Origin of the sequence: Burkholderia sp. HAN2018 (genome assembly GCF_024704855.1) — a bacterium.
Taxonomy (GTDB): domain Bacteria; phylum Pseudomonadota; class Gammaproteobacteria; order Burkholderiales; family Burkholderiaceae; genus Burkholderia; species Burkholderia cepacia.
Window position 1 is genome coordinate 1 of record NZ_QOBB01000185.1, and the last position, 14,705, is coordinate 14,705.

General features: G+C 69.2%; 17 protein-coding genes. 7 read left to right on the forward strand and 10 right to left on the reverse strand.

The window, feature by feature from the left end; translation table 11 throughout:
• The coding region (locus DPV74_RS31350; protein ID WP_162923185.1) for a GntR family transcriptional regulator at positions 1 to 271 on the reverse strand (271 nt) is incomplete at its 3' end.
• A gap of 123 nt (positions 272 to 394) precedes the next feature.
• On the opposite strand from DPV74_RS31350, the gene DPV74_RS31355 reads away from it, so the two are divergent.
• Entirely contained in the window at positions 395 to 1,033 is a 639-nt protein-coding gene (locus DPV74_RS31355; RefSeq protein WP_059697072.1) for an FMN-binding negative transcriptional regulator, read from the forward strand.
• A 72-nt stretch (positions 1,034 to 1,105) separates the two neighbouring features.
• Here the strand turns inward: DPV74_RS31355 and DPV74_RS31360 are convergent, their stop codons facing one another.
• Positions 1,106 to 1,687, reverse strand: a complete 582-nt coding sequence (locus tag DPV74_RS31360) for a thioredoxin family protein (RefSeq protein ID WP_060170515.1) — start codon at positions 1,685 to 1,687, stop codon at positions 1,106 to 1,108.
• A gap of 234 nt (positions 1,688 to 1,921) precedes the next feature.
• Here DPV74_RS31360 and DPV74_RS31365 point away from each other — a divergent pair, with 234 nt between their 5' ends.
• Complete coding sequence (locus tag DPV74_RS31365; protein WP_021161177.1) at positions 1,922 to 2,662, forward strand: response regulator; 741 nt, start codon at positions 1,922 to 1,924, stop codon at positions 2,660 to 2,662.
• On the forward strand, positions 2,659 to 3,987 hold the full coding sequence (locus DPV74_RS31370) for an ATP-binding protein (protein WP_119338591.1): 1,329 nt from the start codon (positions 2,659 to 2,661) through the stop codon (positions 3,985 to 3,987). The genes DPV74_RS31365 and DPV74_RS31370 overlap by 4 nt, the downstream gene beginning before the upstream one ends.
• 141 nt (positions 3,988 to 4,128) lie before the next feature.
• On the opposite strand, the gene DPV74_RS31375 is transcribed toward DPV74_RS31370, so the two are convergent.
• The 4 genes from DPV74_RS31375 to DPV74_RS31390 form a co-directional block, all read right to left on the reverse strand.
• Positions 4,129 to 4,740 (reverse strand): alpha/beta fold hydrolase, encoded by a 612-nt coding sequence (locus DPV74_RS31375; protein ID WP_119338592.1) that lies wholly within the window; start codon positions 4,738 to 4,740, stop codon positions 4,129 to 4,131.
• Between the two features lie 46 nt (positions 4,741 to 4,786).
• Positions 4,787 to 5,521: a metallophosphoesterase gene (locus tag DPV74_RS31380; protein ID WP_119338593.1), complete on the reverse strand. Its 735-nt coding sequence runs from the start codon at positions 5,519 to 5,521 to the stop codon at positions 4,787 to 4,789.
• A gap of 118 nt (positions 5,522 to 5,639) precedes the next feature.
• Entirely contained in the window at positions 5,640 to 6,176 is a 537-nt protein-coding gene (locus DPV74_RS31385) for a GNAT family N-acetyltransferase (RefSeq protein ID WP_119338594.1), read from the reverse strand.
• A 12-nt stretch (positions 6,177 to 6,188) separates the two neighbouring features.
• Positions 6,189 to 6,821: a LysE family translocator gene (locus DPV74_RS31390; RefSeq protein WP_021161182.1), complete on the reverse strand. Its 633-nt coding sequence runs from the start codon at positions 6,819 to 6,821 to the stop codon at positions 6,189 to 6,191.
• Positions 6,822 to 7,126: 305 nt separating this feature from the next.
• Between DPV74_RS31390 and DPV74_RS31395 the strand changes: the two genes are divergently transcribed.
• From DPV74_RS31395 to DPV74_RS31410, 4 genes are all read left to right on the forward strand, one after another.
• Complete coding sequence (locus DPV74_RS31395) at positions 7,127 to 8,320, forward strand: porin (RefSeq protein ID WP_027790560.1); 1,194 nt, start codon at positions 7,127 to 7,129, stop codon at positions 8,318 to 8,320.
• Positions 8,321 to 8,420: 100 nt separating this feature from the next.
• Positions 8,421 to 8,852, forward strand: a complete 432-nt coding sequence (locus DPV74_RS31400) for a GFA family protein (RefSeq protein WP_119338595.1) — start codon at positions 8,421 to 8,423, stop codon at positions 8,850 to 8,852.
• A 14-nt stretch (positions 8,853 to 8,866) separates the two neighbouring features.
• Positions 8,867 to 9,037, forward strand: coding sequence for a hypothetical protein (locus DPV74_RS31405; protein WP_162923186.1), 171 nt, complete (start codon positions 8,867 to 8,869; stop codon positions 9,035 to 9,037).
• 271 nt (positions 9,038 to 9,308) lie between these two features.
• Positions 9,309 to 11,231: an SMP-30/gluconolactonase/LRE family protein gene (locus DPV74_RS31410; protein WP_119338596.1), complete on the forward strand. Its 1,923-nt coding sequence runs from the start codon at positions 9,309 to 9,311 to the stop codon at positions 11,229 to 11,231.
• Positions 11,232 to 11,283: 52 nt separating this feature from the next.
• Here the strand turns inward: DPV74_RS31410 and DPV74_RS31415 are convergent, their stop codons facing one another.
• From DPV74_RS31415 to DPV74_RS31430, 4 genes are all read right to left on the reverse strand, one after another.
• Positions 11,284 to 12,222, reverse strand: a complete 939-nt coding sequence (locus tag DPV74_RS31415; RefSeq protein ID WP_119338597.1) for a c-type cytochrome — start codon at positions 12,220 to 12,222, stop codon at positions 11,284 to 11,286.
• A complete protein-coding gene (locus DPV74_RS31420; RefSeq protein WP_060193999.1) occupies positions 12,219 to 12,905 on the reverse strand; it encodes a c-type cytochrome in 687 nt (228 codons plus the stop codon). The genes DPV74_RS31415 and DPV74_RS31420 overlap by 4 nt, the downstream gene beginning before the upstream one ends.
• A 60-nt stretch (positions 12,906 to 12,965) precedes the next feature.
• Complete coding sequence (locus tag DPV74_RS31425) at positions 12,966 to 14,030, reverse strand: substrate-binding domain-containing protein (protein ID WP_119338598.1); 1,065 nt, start codon at positions 14,028 to 14,030, stop codon at positions 12,966 to 12,968.
• Positions 14,031 to 14,038: 8 nt separating this feature from the next.
• Positions 14,039 to 14,705 (reverse strand): transcriptional initiation protein Tat (locus DPV74_RS31430; RefSeq protein WP_240440042.1); only part of this gene is annotated, 667 nt, incomplete at its 5' end.

Here is a 14,705-nt window from a genome sequence, read left to right on the forward strand (position 1 = left end):
CGAGCGCGTTCGCGACCCGCGTGCCCGCGCCGCCGCGCGATTCGAGAAAGCCTTCGGCGATGAGCTGCGCATACGCATCGACGACGGTGCCGCGGGCAACCTGCAACGACGTGGCGAGCAGCCGCGTGGACGGGAGCGCGTCGCCCGGCCGGACGTCGCCGCGACGTACGGCTTCGCGCAGCGCCTGCGCGAGCTGGCGGCTCAGGTCGCCGGCCGCGCGGTCGAGCGCGCCGAGCGACGGGATTTCGACGATCCGGGTCGTTCTTGCCATGATTCTGGTCTGCTGAAATTGTTCCAAACCGGCTCTACAGCATAAACCAGTTTGAGGTCACAATCGGCGGGTGACGGGCTCGCGCCCGCGCCGTTTCCAACCCCGCATGACCGTGGAGCCGACATGTACGTCCCCGCCGAATTCAACGAGCCCGACCCCGACGCGATGCGCGAGCTGATCGTGCAGCATCCGTTCGGCAGCCTGATCACGCACGGCAGGAACGGGCTCGACGCGAACCACATTCCGTTCGAGCTGCTGCCCGACGACGGCGGGCTCGGCGAGCTGCACGCGCACGTCTCGCGCGCGAATCCGGTCTGGCAGGACGTCGCGAACGGCGACGAGGTGCTCGCGATCTTCCGCGCGGGCGACGCCTACATCTCGCCGACCTGGTATCCGAGCAAGCACGTGGCGCACCGGCAGGTGCCGACCTGGAACTACGTGGTCGTGCACGCGCATGGCCGCATCACGGTGCGCGACGACGAGAAGTTCGTGCGCGGCGTGGTCGCGCGGCTGACGCGTACGCACGAGGCGTCGCAGCCGGTGCCGTGGAAGATGGGCGATGCGCCGAAGGACTACATCGACAGGATGCTGGCGTCGATCGTCGGGCTGCAGATCGAGATCACGCGGCTCGTCGGCAAGCGCAAGCTCGGGCAGAACAAGGACGAAGCCGATATCCGCGGCGCGGGCGAAGCGCTGGTCGCGGAGGGCAACCTCGCGATCGGGGAGGCGATGCTCGCGGCGGCCGACGCGAAACGCGCGTGACGCGCAAGCGGCGTGCACGCCGTGACCCCGGCGGCGTGCGCGGGCGCGTGCCACGCCCGCGCACCGGCTCCGTCATTGCGTGCGCGTCGCGCCCTTCGTGCCTTCTCCCGCCTGCGCGAGCGCATCGCGAATCGCGGCCTCGGTCTTGTCGTACGCGCCTTCGCCATAGCGCGTATAGACGACCTTTCCGTTGGCATCGATCAGGTACAGCGCGGGCCAGTACTGGTTGCCGTACGCGCGCCACGTGTCGTAGCGGTTGTCCTGCGCGACCGGGTACCGGATGCCGAAGCGCCTGATCGCATCGGCGACGTTGCCCGCGTCGCGCTCGAACGGATACTCGGGCGTATGCACGCCGACCACCACGAGCCCCTGGTCGCGATACTTGCGGTCCCATTCCTTCACGTACGGAATCGTATGAATGCAGTTGATGCACGAGTACGTCCAGAAATCGACGAGCACGACCTTGCCGCGCAACTGGCCGAGCGTCAGCGGCGCGCTGTTGTGCCAGCGGTCGATGCCCGTGAAATCCGGTGCCGCCATCCCGGCCTGCGAGGCCGGCATGCTCGCATCGTCGCGGGTGCCGGCGAACGCGGCGAGCCCGGCCGTGGCGGCGAGGGCGATGACGAGGGCGGCGGTCTTGAGTCGGGGCAGCATGGCGTTCTCCTGAGCGGGAGGCCGCCGCTCGGAGGCGGCGGCCGGACGGGTTTCGACAGGCCCCATTAGGCGGCGCCGACGTATCTGCGATGTGTCCGGCAAGCCGCGCGTGTGCAATGTTGTGTGTCGTCACGGCGGCGCGATACATTGGGATACAAACGCGCGCCCGCCGTGCGGTATAAAAGCGGACATCGCCTGCCTCGACTCATCGATACCTCGATACCGAAACGACCCATGGACAAGATCGACCACGTGCTGATCGTCGACGACGATCGCGCGATCCGCGAACTGATCGCGGATTATCTGGAGAAGAACGGCATGCGCGTATCGCTGGCCGCGAACGGCCGCGAGATGCGCAACGTGCTGGACGACGGCGCGCCCGACCTGATCGTGCTCGACCTGATGATGCCGGGCGAGGACGGCCTCACGCTGTGCCGCGACCTGCGCGCGGGCAAGTTCCGCACGGTGCCCGTGCTGATGCTGACCGCGCGCGGCGAGGAAACCGACCGCATCATCGGCCTCGAGATGGGCGCCGACGACTACCTCGCCAAGCCGTTCGCGGTGCGCGAACTGCTCGCGCGGATCCGCTCGGTGCTGCGGCGCGCACGCATGCTGCCGCCCGGCATGCAGGTGACGGAAACGGCTGCGATGCTCGCGTTCGGCGAATGGCGTCTCGACACGACCGGACGCCACCTGCTCGATACCGACGGCACGCTGGTCGCGCTGAGCGGCGCCGAATACCGGCTGCTGCGCGTGTTCCTCGACAACCCGCAGCGCGTGCTGACGCGCGACCAGTTGCTCAATCTCACGCAGGGGCGGCAGTCCGACCCGTTCGACCGGTCGATCGACCTGCTCGTGAGCCGGCTGCGCCAGCGCCTGCGCGACGGCGCGCGCGAGCCGCGCTACATCAAGACGCTGCGCAACGAGGGCTACGTGTTCTCGTCGGCCGTGACCGCCGTCGACGGTACGCCATGAGCGCGCGCACGTTGACGTCGTGGCACTGGCCGCGCTCGCTGTTCGCGCGGCTCGCGTTGATCCTGTGCGTGGGCCTCGCGCTCGCGCAGACGCTGTCGTTCTGGCTCACGGTGACCGAGCGCGACCAGGCGACCACCAACCTGATGATGGGCTACATCGAGCGCGAGGTCGCCAGCTCGGTCGCGCTGCTCGACCACCTGCCGCCGGCCGAGCGGGCCGCCTGGCTGCCGCGCCTTGCGCGGCGCAGCTATGCGTTCATCCTCGGGCCCGGCGAGACCGGCACGCCGCCGGAAGCGCGGCTGTCGGCGCGCGTCGAGCGGTCGATTTCCGACGGCATCGGCGGCGACTATCCGCTGACCGCGAACGCGATCCCCGGCGACCGCGAACATCTGCAGGTGCATCTGCGCCTGACCGACGGGTCGCCGCTCACGATCGACATCCATCCGATGTCGACGGTGCCGCTGTCGGGCTGGCTGCCGGTCGTGCTCCTGCTGCAGCTCGCGGTGCTGGCCGCGTGCTGCTGGCTCGCGGTGCGGCTCGCGACGCGGCCGCTCAAGCAGCTCGCGCAGGCCGCCGATGCGCTCGGCCCCGACCTGAAGGGCGAGCGGCTGAACGAGGGCGGGCCGTCGGAAGTCGCGCGCGCCGCCCGGGCGTTCAACGCGATGCAGGACCGCATCGCGCAGTACATGGCCGAGCGCATGCAGATCCTCGCGTCGATCTCGCACGACCTGCAGACGCCGATCACGCGAATGCGCTTGCGCGTCGACGTGATGGACGACGACACGCAGGGCGCGAAGCTGCGCCAGGACCTGCTCGAGATGGAGCATCTGGTGAAGGAGGGCGTGGCGTATGCGCGGACGCTGCACGGCACCGAGGAGGCCACGCGCCGCATCGATCTCGATGCGCTGCTCGACAGCATCGTGTGCGATTACACGGATGCGGGGCAGGACGTCGCGCTGCACAGCCGCGCGCCGCTCGCGCTCGTCACGCGGCCGAAGGCGCTGCGCCGCATCGTCGGCAACCTCGTCGACAACGCGCTGAAGTTCGCGGGCGCGGCCGAGATCGACGTGCACGCCGCGCCGGACGGCGGCGCGGTGATCGCCGTGCTCGACCGCGGGCCCGGCATTCCGGACGATCAGCTCGACGCGGTGTTCGAGCCGTTCCGGCGCGTGGAGACGTCGCGCAACCGGGAGACGGGCGGCACGGGGCTCGGCCTCGCGATCGCGCGGCAACTCGCGCTTGCGATGGGCGGCACGCTCACGCTGAACAACCGCGCGGACGGCGGCGGGCTGGAGGCGCGGCTCACGCTGCGCAATGCGGGGTGACGGGGGCGGCGCGTGAGCCGCGGGGTTTCAGGTTCGTGCTGAAGCCGTAGCGGAAACTGACGCCGAAGCCGAAGCCGAAGCCGAAGCCGAAGCCGAAGCCGAAGCCGAAGCCGAAGCCGACGCCGACGCCGACGCGCGACGTTACACGCGCCGCAGATGCGCGTCGACGAGCGGCGCGAGCGTCGCCGCGTGCACGGCCGCGAGATCGTGCCGGCCGCCCGGCACGACGTGCAGCTGCGCGTCGGGCAGCCGCACGAGCAGGCGCCGGCCGGCCGCGACGGGGCTGAGCGGATCGTCGTCGCCCCACAGCAGCAGCGTCGGCTGCGCGATGCGGCCGATTTCCCGCGACAGGTCGGCACGGAACGTCAGGAACCAGTCGGGCAGCTGCGGGTTGGCTTGCGCGAACCCGGTCCGCCAGTCCTGCGCGCCGAGCCCTGCCATGTCGAGCCCGCCGGACGTGACCGTCAGTACGAGGTGCGTGACCAGGCCGGGCTTGTCGAGCGCCGCGCGCATCGCGATCACGCCGCCCATCGATTGCGCGATCACGGCGGTCGGCCGGTCGATCGTTTCCAGGACATGACGCACGAGGCTGTCGAAATCGTCGACGGCCGGATCGCGCGGCGTGTCGCCGAAACCCGGATAACCGACGATCCGGCGCTCGGCCGGATGCGTCAGGCTGCCTGCGAGCGGTTGCCAGAAGGCGGTGCTGCCCGATGCGCCGGGCAGGAAGAGCAGTTGCGACGGAACGGGCATGGTGGCGCGGTTTTCCTGTGAATGAAGTAACAGCGGGCGGCGCGTGTCAGCACCGGCCGGTGCGCAGCGCGACGGTCCAGTCGTCGCGCCCGCGCGATGCCGCGGTGGCGGCCGCCGTGTGCCAGTCGTATTCGACCGCATGAAATTCGACGTTCCAGCCGGCCGCCGTGCGCGACACCATCGCGTAGCGCGCATGCGGCGAACCCGTCTCGATGCGGTGCGGGTGCGGCAGGTCGTCCGCGTACGCCTGCAGCCCGACGCTGCCCGGGTTGACGACCAGCCGGCCGTCGTCGAGTCTGGCCGTACGCGGGATGTGCGTGTGGCCGCACAGGATCAGCGATGCCGGTTCGTCGCCCGCGCGTTTCGCGATTTCCGCGGGCGTCGCCGCGCGGCAGCCGTCGGGCGTGACGGTTTCGAGGAAATAGGCGAGGTCGCTGCCGGGCGTGCCGTGCACCATCAACACGTCGCCGTCGAGCATCGCGCGCTCGGGCAGCGCGGCGATCCATGCGAGATGGTCGGCGCGCAGCGTGTCGTGCGCCCAGCGATCCGACAGCCGCATCGACTCGCGATCGCCGCCGAGCAGTTGCCGTTCGTGATTGCCCCTGATGGTCGGCAGGTCGAGCGCGATCAGGCTGTCGGCCGTTTCGGGCGGATGGAGCGCCCCTGACAGGATGTCGCCGAGATTGACGATCACGTCGGCGCCGCGGCGGCGGACGTCGTCGAGCACCGCGTCGAGCGCGGCGAGGTTGCCGTGGATGTCGGACAGCGCGGCGATTTTCATGGCGGATCGTCGGGGAAGGGAACGGCGATTGTCGCCAATTCGGCTCGGGTCGTCCAATGGCGTGCGCGTGCGGTGCCGCAGGCCGTGAGCGGTTGGGCGTGAAGCCGCGGGTGGCGCGTCAGTCGGTCGCGAGGCGCGCGTACATCGCGAAATCGCCCGGTGTGCCGCGCACCATCCTGTACGCGCGCAACAGCCCTTCGTAGCGGTAGCCGCACTTCTGCAGCACGCGCGCGGAGCCCGCGTTGCCGGTCAGCACCACGCCCTGCATGCGCATGAAGCCGCCGTCCGCGAAGGCCCACGCGGTGACGGCCGCGCACAGCGCGCTCGCGACCCCGCGCCCCCAGTGCGACGGCGCGAGATCGTATGCGATCTCGGCCGAGCGGTTCGCGGTGGAGACGGTATGCAGGCCGATCGTCCCGGCGAGCGCGCCCGATGCGTCGTCGATCACGGCGAGACGCCGGACCGAATCGGGGTCGGCCGATTCGATGGCGTCGAACAGCGGCAGCAGATCGTCGGGCGCGCGCAGGTTCCAGCTCGTGTGGCGGAAGACGTCGGGGATCGACAGGTACGCGTACCACGCGTCGAGGTCGGCGCGTTCGAGCTGGCGGAGCGACAGGCCCGGAAAGCCGGAGCGGGGCGGTGCGGCGATTTTCATCGGTGTCCGCCCCTACGCCGCATGACGCCGGTACAACGCCAGCGACCCGGCGAGCGCGAGCAGCATCGCGCCGCACGTGCGTTCGAGCCACAGCGCGCCCGCGCGCTTCAGCAGCCGCACCGCGCGTGCGCCGAGCAGCGCATAGCCGAACATCACCGCGCCGTCGAGCAGCGCGAAGGTGACCGCGAGCGCGACGTATTGCGGCGCGAGCGGCGCGGACGGATCGAGGAACTGCGGCAGGAACGCGGAGAAGAACAGGTAGCCCTTCGGGTTCGTCACCGCCGTGAGGAAACTCTTCGCGAAGATCGACGCGTTGCGCCCGGATACCGCTTCACCGTGCGCGGCGGCGACGTCGAGCGAACCCTTCGACATCAGCAGCCGGATGCCGACGTACGCGAGGTAAGCGGCGCCGAGCCACTTCACGACCGAGAACCAGAACGCCGACGCCATCAGCAGCGCGCCGAGGCCGAGCGCGACCGCGACGATCAGCACGAAATCGGACAGCATCGCGCCCGCGAAGCCGTAGGCCGCGCGTCGCACGCCGTAGCGCGAGCCGTTGGTCAGCGCGAGCAGCACGGTCGGGCCGGGTGTCGCGATGCCGACGAAGGCGACGGCGGCGAAGACCAGCAGGGTCGTTTCATGCATGACGGAACTCCCGAGGGAAGGGGCGCGCTCGATTATCGGGTGCACCCGCCCGGGCTGTACAGGGACGGCGCGCTGCGCACACGGCCGCCCGGTCGACTATCTCGATTTTGGCAATAAACATTTTTCATTATTCCGCTTCAGATTGAAACCGGTTCCATCTACCATGGCGGCCGCAGCGGGCATGCCCGCCGCGTCGTCGCGCGCGGACGATGCCGGCCTCGCACCGCCGGCGGATCTCGCCGCCCGCGCGCTACTCGCAACTGACAGCCAGAACAACGGGTTCACCGCCCGGAGACACGACAATCATGAACAAGCAACTGATCGCAGCCCCGCTGCTGCTCTCGCTCGCGGGCGTCGCCGCCGCGCAAAGCTCCGTCACGCTGTACGGCATCGTCGACGCGGGCGTGACCTATCGCAGCAACGAACGGGTCGGCTCCGCGGGCGCGTACACCGGCCATTCGAACGTCGGGCTCACGACCGGCAACCTGTCCGGCAGCCGCTGGGGCATCAAGGGTTCCGAGGATCTGGGCGGCGGGATGCGCGCGCTGTTCGTCCTCGAGAACGGCTTCGACATCACGAACGGCACGTCGGGCCAGGGCGGCCGCCAGTTCGGCCGCCAGGCGTTCGTCGGCCTCGGCAGCGACCGCTACGGCACGGTTACGCTCGGCCGCCAGTACACGTCGCTCGACGACTTCGTGAGCCCGGTCGGCCCGTCGTCGTTCATCGGCGGCTTCGGCGCGCACCCGGGCGATATCGACGACCTCGACCAGACGGCGCGCGTCAACAGCTCGATCAAGTACACGAGCGCCAACTACTCGGGCTTCACGTTCGGCGCGCTGTACGGTTTCGGCAGCCAGCCGGGCAGCATGAAGCAGCGCAACACGTGGAGCGTCGGCGCGGCGTACGCGGCGGGCCCGCTGCGCGTCGGCGTCGGCTACGAGCGATCGGACAACAGCAAGACGGGCGCGACCGACCCGACGGCCGGCAAGTGGCAGAGCACCGACGACGGGCTGTTCAACTCGTCGATCAACGAAGGCTATGCGAGCGCGCAGTCGCAGCAGATCATCGCGACCGGCGCGACCTACGATTTCGGCCCGGCCGTCGTCGGGGTGAACTACAGCAACGTGCAGTACCGCAGCGGCGACCAGTCGCGGTTCACGGGCCACGCGACGTTCAACGTCGCGGGCGTGTTCACGCGCTGGAACGTGCGCCCGCAGACGCAACTGTTCGCGGGCTACAGCTACACGCGCGGCAGCGATGTCGACGGCGTGGACGACCGCGCGCAGTATCACAACGTCACGCTCGGCGCCACCTACGACCTGTCGAAGCGCACCAGCGTGTACCTGCTCGGCGCGTACCAGCACGCATCGGGCATGACGCTCGACGCGCTCGGCCGGCCGGTGGCCGCGACCGCGTCGGTGTCCGACAAGGCGAACGGCCACTCGTCCGATTCGCGGTCGCAGGCCATCGTCAGCCTCGGCCTGCGCCAGAAGTTCTGACGCGCCGCGATCGTTGCGTCCGCAACGTCGCCCGCAGCCGATGCGGGCGACGTTGCAGGCATGCCCCTACACTGTCGCCTCCGTTTTTCGAGGAGACGACATGACCCGAACGTATTCCGCGAGTTGCCTGTGCGGAACCGTCACCGTGACGTTGCGCGGCGAGCCGGCGGCGCGCGCGAACTGCCATTGCGCGACCTGCCGCGATTTCTACGGCACGCCGGTGCTGTCGGCGACCGCGTGGCCGCCGGAGCAGGCGGCCGTCGAGGGCGGCCATGCGACGTTCCCGCATCCGGCGAAGTCGATGTCGCGCACGTATTGCGCGTCCTGCGGCGAGATCGTGTGCGGCACCAACCGGTTCGGCATGCGCGTCGTACCGAACAGCCTGGCCGCGCGTGCGCACGGCGGGCAACTGCCCGGCGACCTGCAGCCGACGATGCACCTGTTCTACCGGCACCGCGTGATCGACGTCGCGGACGCGCTGCCGAAATTCCTCGACGGCTGGGACGGCCCGACCCTCGACGACGCGAACTGAACGATCGCGGCTGCGTGCCGGCATGGCCGGCGCGCGGTTCTTTCCGCCGTATCCCGCTTTCTCCTTCCTTCCTCCCGCCGCATGCCGCCGCGCTGAATCGCACCGACGCGATCGAGCCGGACAATATTTTTTCCCTTTCATTTCAATTTCGATTTGTAATCATCGAACCCATTTCCGGGGAATGAAAAAGGCAATGCGGGTAATTCAGAAAAAATGACGTATTTGCATTGAACAATCCGGAAGAAAATGCCGGGGAAAAGCGCCGAAACCGTGCGGCCCGCAAGCCGTTGCGGCGTGATGGGCGGGTTTGACCATCGTTGACGGAAAAGCGCCGGACGGCAAAAAGAATGGCGTGAATAATTCGGGATGAAGGCGAATGCGCTTTAGCCGGAATCACCAATATTTCATGCGCCGCGATTTACAGTGTCGACAATTGAACGTTCGGGAGCATTATTCATGTCAATGAAACAAATTCGGGCGGCATTGCTGGGAATGTGCATGGCGATGCTGGCGCCGGCGAGTCACGCGCAGGTGTCGTACTCGACCGACTGGCTCGCGAACACGTACGGCACGCTGGCCCAGCACGTGGGCAACGCCGCGCGCTCGATGTGGGTCGCCCCCGAGGGCGTGATCTACACGGCGTCGCGCTGGGACGAGAACGCGGGCGGTGTCGCGCTCTACCAGAACGGCCAGCCGATGGGCACGATCGGCATCCACGACGAATTCCAGGGTGGCGCGATCACCGGCAACGCGACGTCGATCTTCGTCGCGCTCGGCTACAACCGCAACTTCGGCAGCGGCTCGGTGGGCCGCTACAACCGCGGCACGAACCAGCGCGACCTGCGCATCCCGGTCAGCACGTGGACGGGCCTGCCGAATCCGGACGTGATCACCGGCCTCGCGACCGCCGGCAACCTGCTGTATGCGAGCGACTTCTACGGCAACCGCGTGCGCGTCTATACGACCGACGGCGTCTGGCAGCGCGACATCGGCGTGACCGGGCCCGGTGCGCTGGCGCTCGATGCGGCGGGCAACCTGTGGGTGGCGCGCATGAGCGCGGGCGTGGTCGTGCAGTACAGCGCGACCGGCACGCTGATGAACACGATCCAGATGGCGGCCGGCGCACGGCCGTCGGCGCTGTATTTCGACGCGTCGACGGGGCAGTTGCTGGTGGGCGACCAGGGCCCGGACATGAACATCAAGCTCTACAGCCTCGCCGGGGCGCCGCAGCAGGTCGGCACGTTCGGCGTGCAGGGCGGTTATCTCGACACGACATCGGGCATCAAGGGGCAGGTCGGCGACAAGCGCTTCACGCGCGTGGTCGGCATCGGCAAGGATGCCGGCGGCAACCTGTACGTGCTCAACAATGCGTGGGGCGGGGGCTGGGATCTCGGGCGCAACGGCAGCACCGACCTGCATTCATACGGTCCGACGGGCGCGCTGCAATGGAAGCTGCAGGCGCTGAACTTCGAGGCGATCGCCGCGCCCGATCCGGCGACCGACGGAGCGTTCTTCTATAGCGGCAACAACGTGTACACGGGCTCGGCGGGCGGCACGTTCGTCGCGAACACGGTCGATCCGTTCAGCTACCCGAAGGACCCGCGCCTCGACATGAACGACTACCAGCGCGGCCAGCACTTCGGCCAGCTCGTGACGGTCGGCGGCAACCGGATCCTCGTCGCGTCGGGCCAGAACCCCGGCAATTTCAACTTCTACTACTTCACGCCGGCGACCGGCTACATCGCGAATCCGGCCGGCTCGCTGCCGGGCAAGCCGTTCAACACGACGCTGCAGGTCACGGCCGGTTTCGACATCGACGGCAACGGCGACGTCTGGGCAGGCTTGAACGGCTCAAACGTGATTACCCGCTACCCGATGACGGGTTTCGACGCGACCGGCAAGCCGTCGTGGGGCAAGCCGACGACGACGGCCGTGCCGGGCACCGTGGCGCCGGTCACGCGCATCATCTACCAGGCGGACAGCGACACGATGATCCTCGCGCAGGGCCTCGCGGGCAACTGGGACTGGACCGCGATGAACGGGCATATCGAGGTCTATCACGGCTGGAAGAACGGCAACACGAGCGCGCCGAACCCGGTGATCAACCTGACGAGCGCGAACCCGAAATCGATCGCGGCGGCCGGCCACTACCTGTTCGTCGGCTACGTGCACACCGTGCCGAACGTCGACGTGTTCGATCTCAACACGGGCGCCCTCGTCACGACGCTGACCAACTCGAACACGTCGGCGATGGATGTCGGCAACGACGTCGACTCGATGTACGGGATCCGCGCGTACCTGCGCTCGACCGGCGAATACGTGATCACGAAGGACAACTACAACGGCACCAGCATGATCGTGTATCGCTGGCGTCCGTGAACGCGCGAGCGGAGCAGGCCGCGCGGTCTGCACGGCCGGCTCGGCGCCCGCGTCACGGCGCGCCGAGCACGCGGCCGTTCACGCTGAGCCCGTACATCGAATCGGGCGAGTCGTGGAATTTCGCGCGCGTGTCGTGCACCGAGCCCGTGAAGCGCGGGTCCTGCGGACGTTCGTGGCTGTCCATGAAGGTCGCGACGTCCCACGCTTCCTGATCGGTCAGCGTGCCGCCGAGCCCGAGCGGCATGTTGGCCTTGATGAAGCCGGCCGCATTGCGGATGTCGCCCATCCCCGCGCCCCAGTTGAACGAACGCGCGCCCCACAGCGCCGGGAAGACCGCCTTGCCGCCGCTCGACTGCCCCTGGCCGTCCGCACCGTGGCACAGCGCGCAGTGCTGCGTGTAGACGGCGGCGCCGCGCGCATAGTCGGCCTTCTGCGCGGGCGGCGGCAGTTTCAGGAACCCCTGCCCCGGCAGCTTCGTGCCGACCGGCGCGCCCTTCGCGAGCCAGTACGAATAGGTTTCGAGCGCGACGAGAATCGGGTCGCCGGCCGGCGGCGCCTTGCCGTTCATGCTGTAGCGGAAGCATCCCTGCAGGCGCTCGGCGAACGTGTTCACGTGGCCGTTCTTGCTGCGGTACGCCGGATACAGCAGGTACGCGGCCCACATCGGGCTCGAATCGGGCCGCCGGCCCGCGTCGAGGTGGCAGCTCGCGCAGGTCAGCTTGTTGCCGACGTACTTGCCCGCGAATTCGGGCGTGTGCAGGAAGATCTGCTCACCGAGCTTCACGGTCTTGCCGAACTCGTCGGCGGGGATCGCGGATTCGGCGGGCGGCGCGAACGGCCTGGCTGCCGCCGCAACGGCGGAAGGCGCGGATGCGGAAGCGTCGGCCGGTGGTGCATCCTGCGGTGCGGCCGCGAACGCGAGTGCGGGCAACCAGGCCGCGCCGAGCAGTGCCGTGCGGGTGCGGCGGATCAGCGTCGTGCGGTCGATCATCGCTTGTCTCCCTGCGCGGCGCCGCCGCGTGCGTAGTAGGCGGCCACTGCGTCGATGTCGGCGTCGGACAGCTTGCCGGCGATCGCCGGCATCAGCGCCATCGGCCCGGGCGGGCGCGTGCCGTGTTTCCAGCCGTTCAACTGGCCGGCGATATAGGCGGCGGGCTGGCCCGCGAGCGGCGGAAACGCGCTGCCCACGCCGAGGCCGCCGGGGCCGTGACACTGGGCGCACGCGGGCAGGCCTTGCGACCAGCGTCCGCGCGTCGCGAGCCACGCGCCGGTGTTCGCCGGATCGATCGACGTGTCGTCGGCGGCGACGATGCCGGCCGGTGCGGGCAGGCTCGCGAAGTACGCGGATACCGCATCGCGCTCGTGCGGCGTCAGCAGTTTCGAGAGCGGCTGCATGACCGGATTCTGGCGGCTGCCGTCCGCGAACGCGGCAAGCTGCGCGGACAGATACGCGGCGCTCGTGCCCGCGAGGCGCGGGAAGCCGGCCGCCGCGTTGCCTTCGCCCTGGCCGCCGTGGCAGCCGATGCAGGCGGCGACGCCCGTCGTCGAACCCTGTGTCGCGAGCGTCTTGCCGAGCGTCGCGTCGTCCGCACGCGCGTGGCCGGCCAGCAGCGTCGCCGCGGCGAGCAGCAGCGGCGCGAACCGGCGTCGCGGTGTGTGCACCGTATCGTTCACGTGTCCCCTCCTTGTTGTAGGCCGCGAGCGCGCCGCCGGGCAGCCGGCGCGGCCGCGCGGTCAGCCCGCGTCGGGCTGCTTCTCCTGCTGCGCCGGCGCGAGGTGCTGCGGCGGTGTCGCCGCATCGTATCGGCCGAAGCCGTAGCGCTGGAAGATCCCGAACGCTGCCGGCGACCGGATGAACGCGAGCCATGCGCGCGCGGCTTCCGGATGCGGCGCGTCCTTCACCATCGCGCCCGCATAGATCGCAGTCGTATTCTGCTCGGCCGGAATGTCGATGTGCATCAGCGGATGCCCGACCTGTTCCTGGAACGCCGCCTCGGATTGCCACAGCACGCCCGCGTCCGCGCGCCCCTGCATCAGGAACAGCGCGGTTTCCCGATGGTGGATGTGCGTGAGCTCGGTCGTGCCGGCGCGCACCTTGTCGTCGTAGACGGTACGCGCGAGCGCGTTGCCGCCGGCCTTCACGAACGACGCGCGGATCTGCCGCGCGACGCCTTCGAATGCAGGATTGGGCATCGCAAGCTGCACGTCGGGCCGCGCGAGGTCGTTCAGCGACGCGATGCGCTTCGGATTGCCGGCGCGCACCATGATCGTCAGCTGGTTCGTCACGTAGGGCACGGCCGGGCCGACGAGCGTGCCGTCCGCGATCAAGCCGTCGATCTTGCCGAGCCCCGCGAAATACGCGTCGGGCTTGACCGTCCACGTCATGTTGCCGACGGTGATCGTGCCGCCCGCCTGGATCTGCTTCACGAGCAGGCCGGGCGGGATCGTCTCCCAGTAGATGCGGCCGCGGTACTCGGGATGGTCTTCCTCGAACTTCGCGACGAGCGGCGCCATCGCGAAGAAATAGTTGCCGCCGACGAACAGCACGAGCTTCGGCGCGGTGAGGTCGCCGTGGAAATCGGCGAGCACGTCGACCTGCGGCACCGTGAATTCGAGGCCGCGATGCGTCGCGTCGTTGTTGCGGCCGTCCTGCCAGGGCGGGAAGACGTTCGCGGCGGGGCCGGCCGGCGCGGCGAGCGACAGCGCCGACGCGCAGCAGAGCCAGGCGGCCAGCGCGGCGCGCAGCGTGCGCCGACGGCGGAGCAACGGTGACGGCGGTTGCATGGGGATCGATGTCATCGCGGTGCTCATTTTGCGTACGTGAAGCCGGCCTGCTGCAGTTCGGGCAGCGTGCCGACCGCGCCCGGCGTGACGATTGCCGACGGGATCACGTGGTTGGTCAGGTCGGCCGCGAGCGCATCGAGCGACAGCTTGTCGGGATTCGCGTTCGCGCCGTCGAGCCGCTCTGCGAGTTCCCAGATCGCGTTGTGGCACGACAGGAACACGACGCCGCGCTGCTGCAGCGCGGCGATGCTGTTGTCGTGCGACGAGAACGCGCCGTCGGGCGACTCGTGGTCTTGTGCGCCCTTCGATTGCGCGGCTTTCGCGTCGAGCAGCGTGTTGGCCGGAAAGGCGGCGCCGGCGAATTTCGCGAGGCCGTATTTGTCCCACGCGGCCTGGTCGAACAGCGCGAGATGCGCGCTGCCGTGCGTGGCCGATACGACGAGGAAATCCGGATGGCGGTACGACCAGATCTGCGCGTTCAGCGAATTGCGCATCAGGTTCAGCCACGGGCCGCCGAGCTCGGTGTTGTCCCATACCTGCTTCGGGCCGCCTCGGTAGCCGGTCAGTTCGGCGAGCGCCGCGTGATCCCACTGGTCGGGGCGTTCGAGGATCATCGGCACCGTCTTGAAGTCGCGCCGTCGCGGCGCGGCTGCGAGGCGGCGCGTGAGGTCGGCGAGGTGCGTGGCGCCG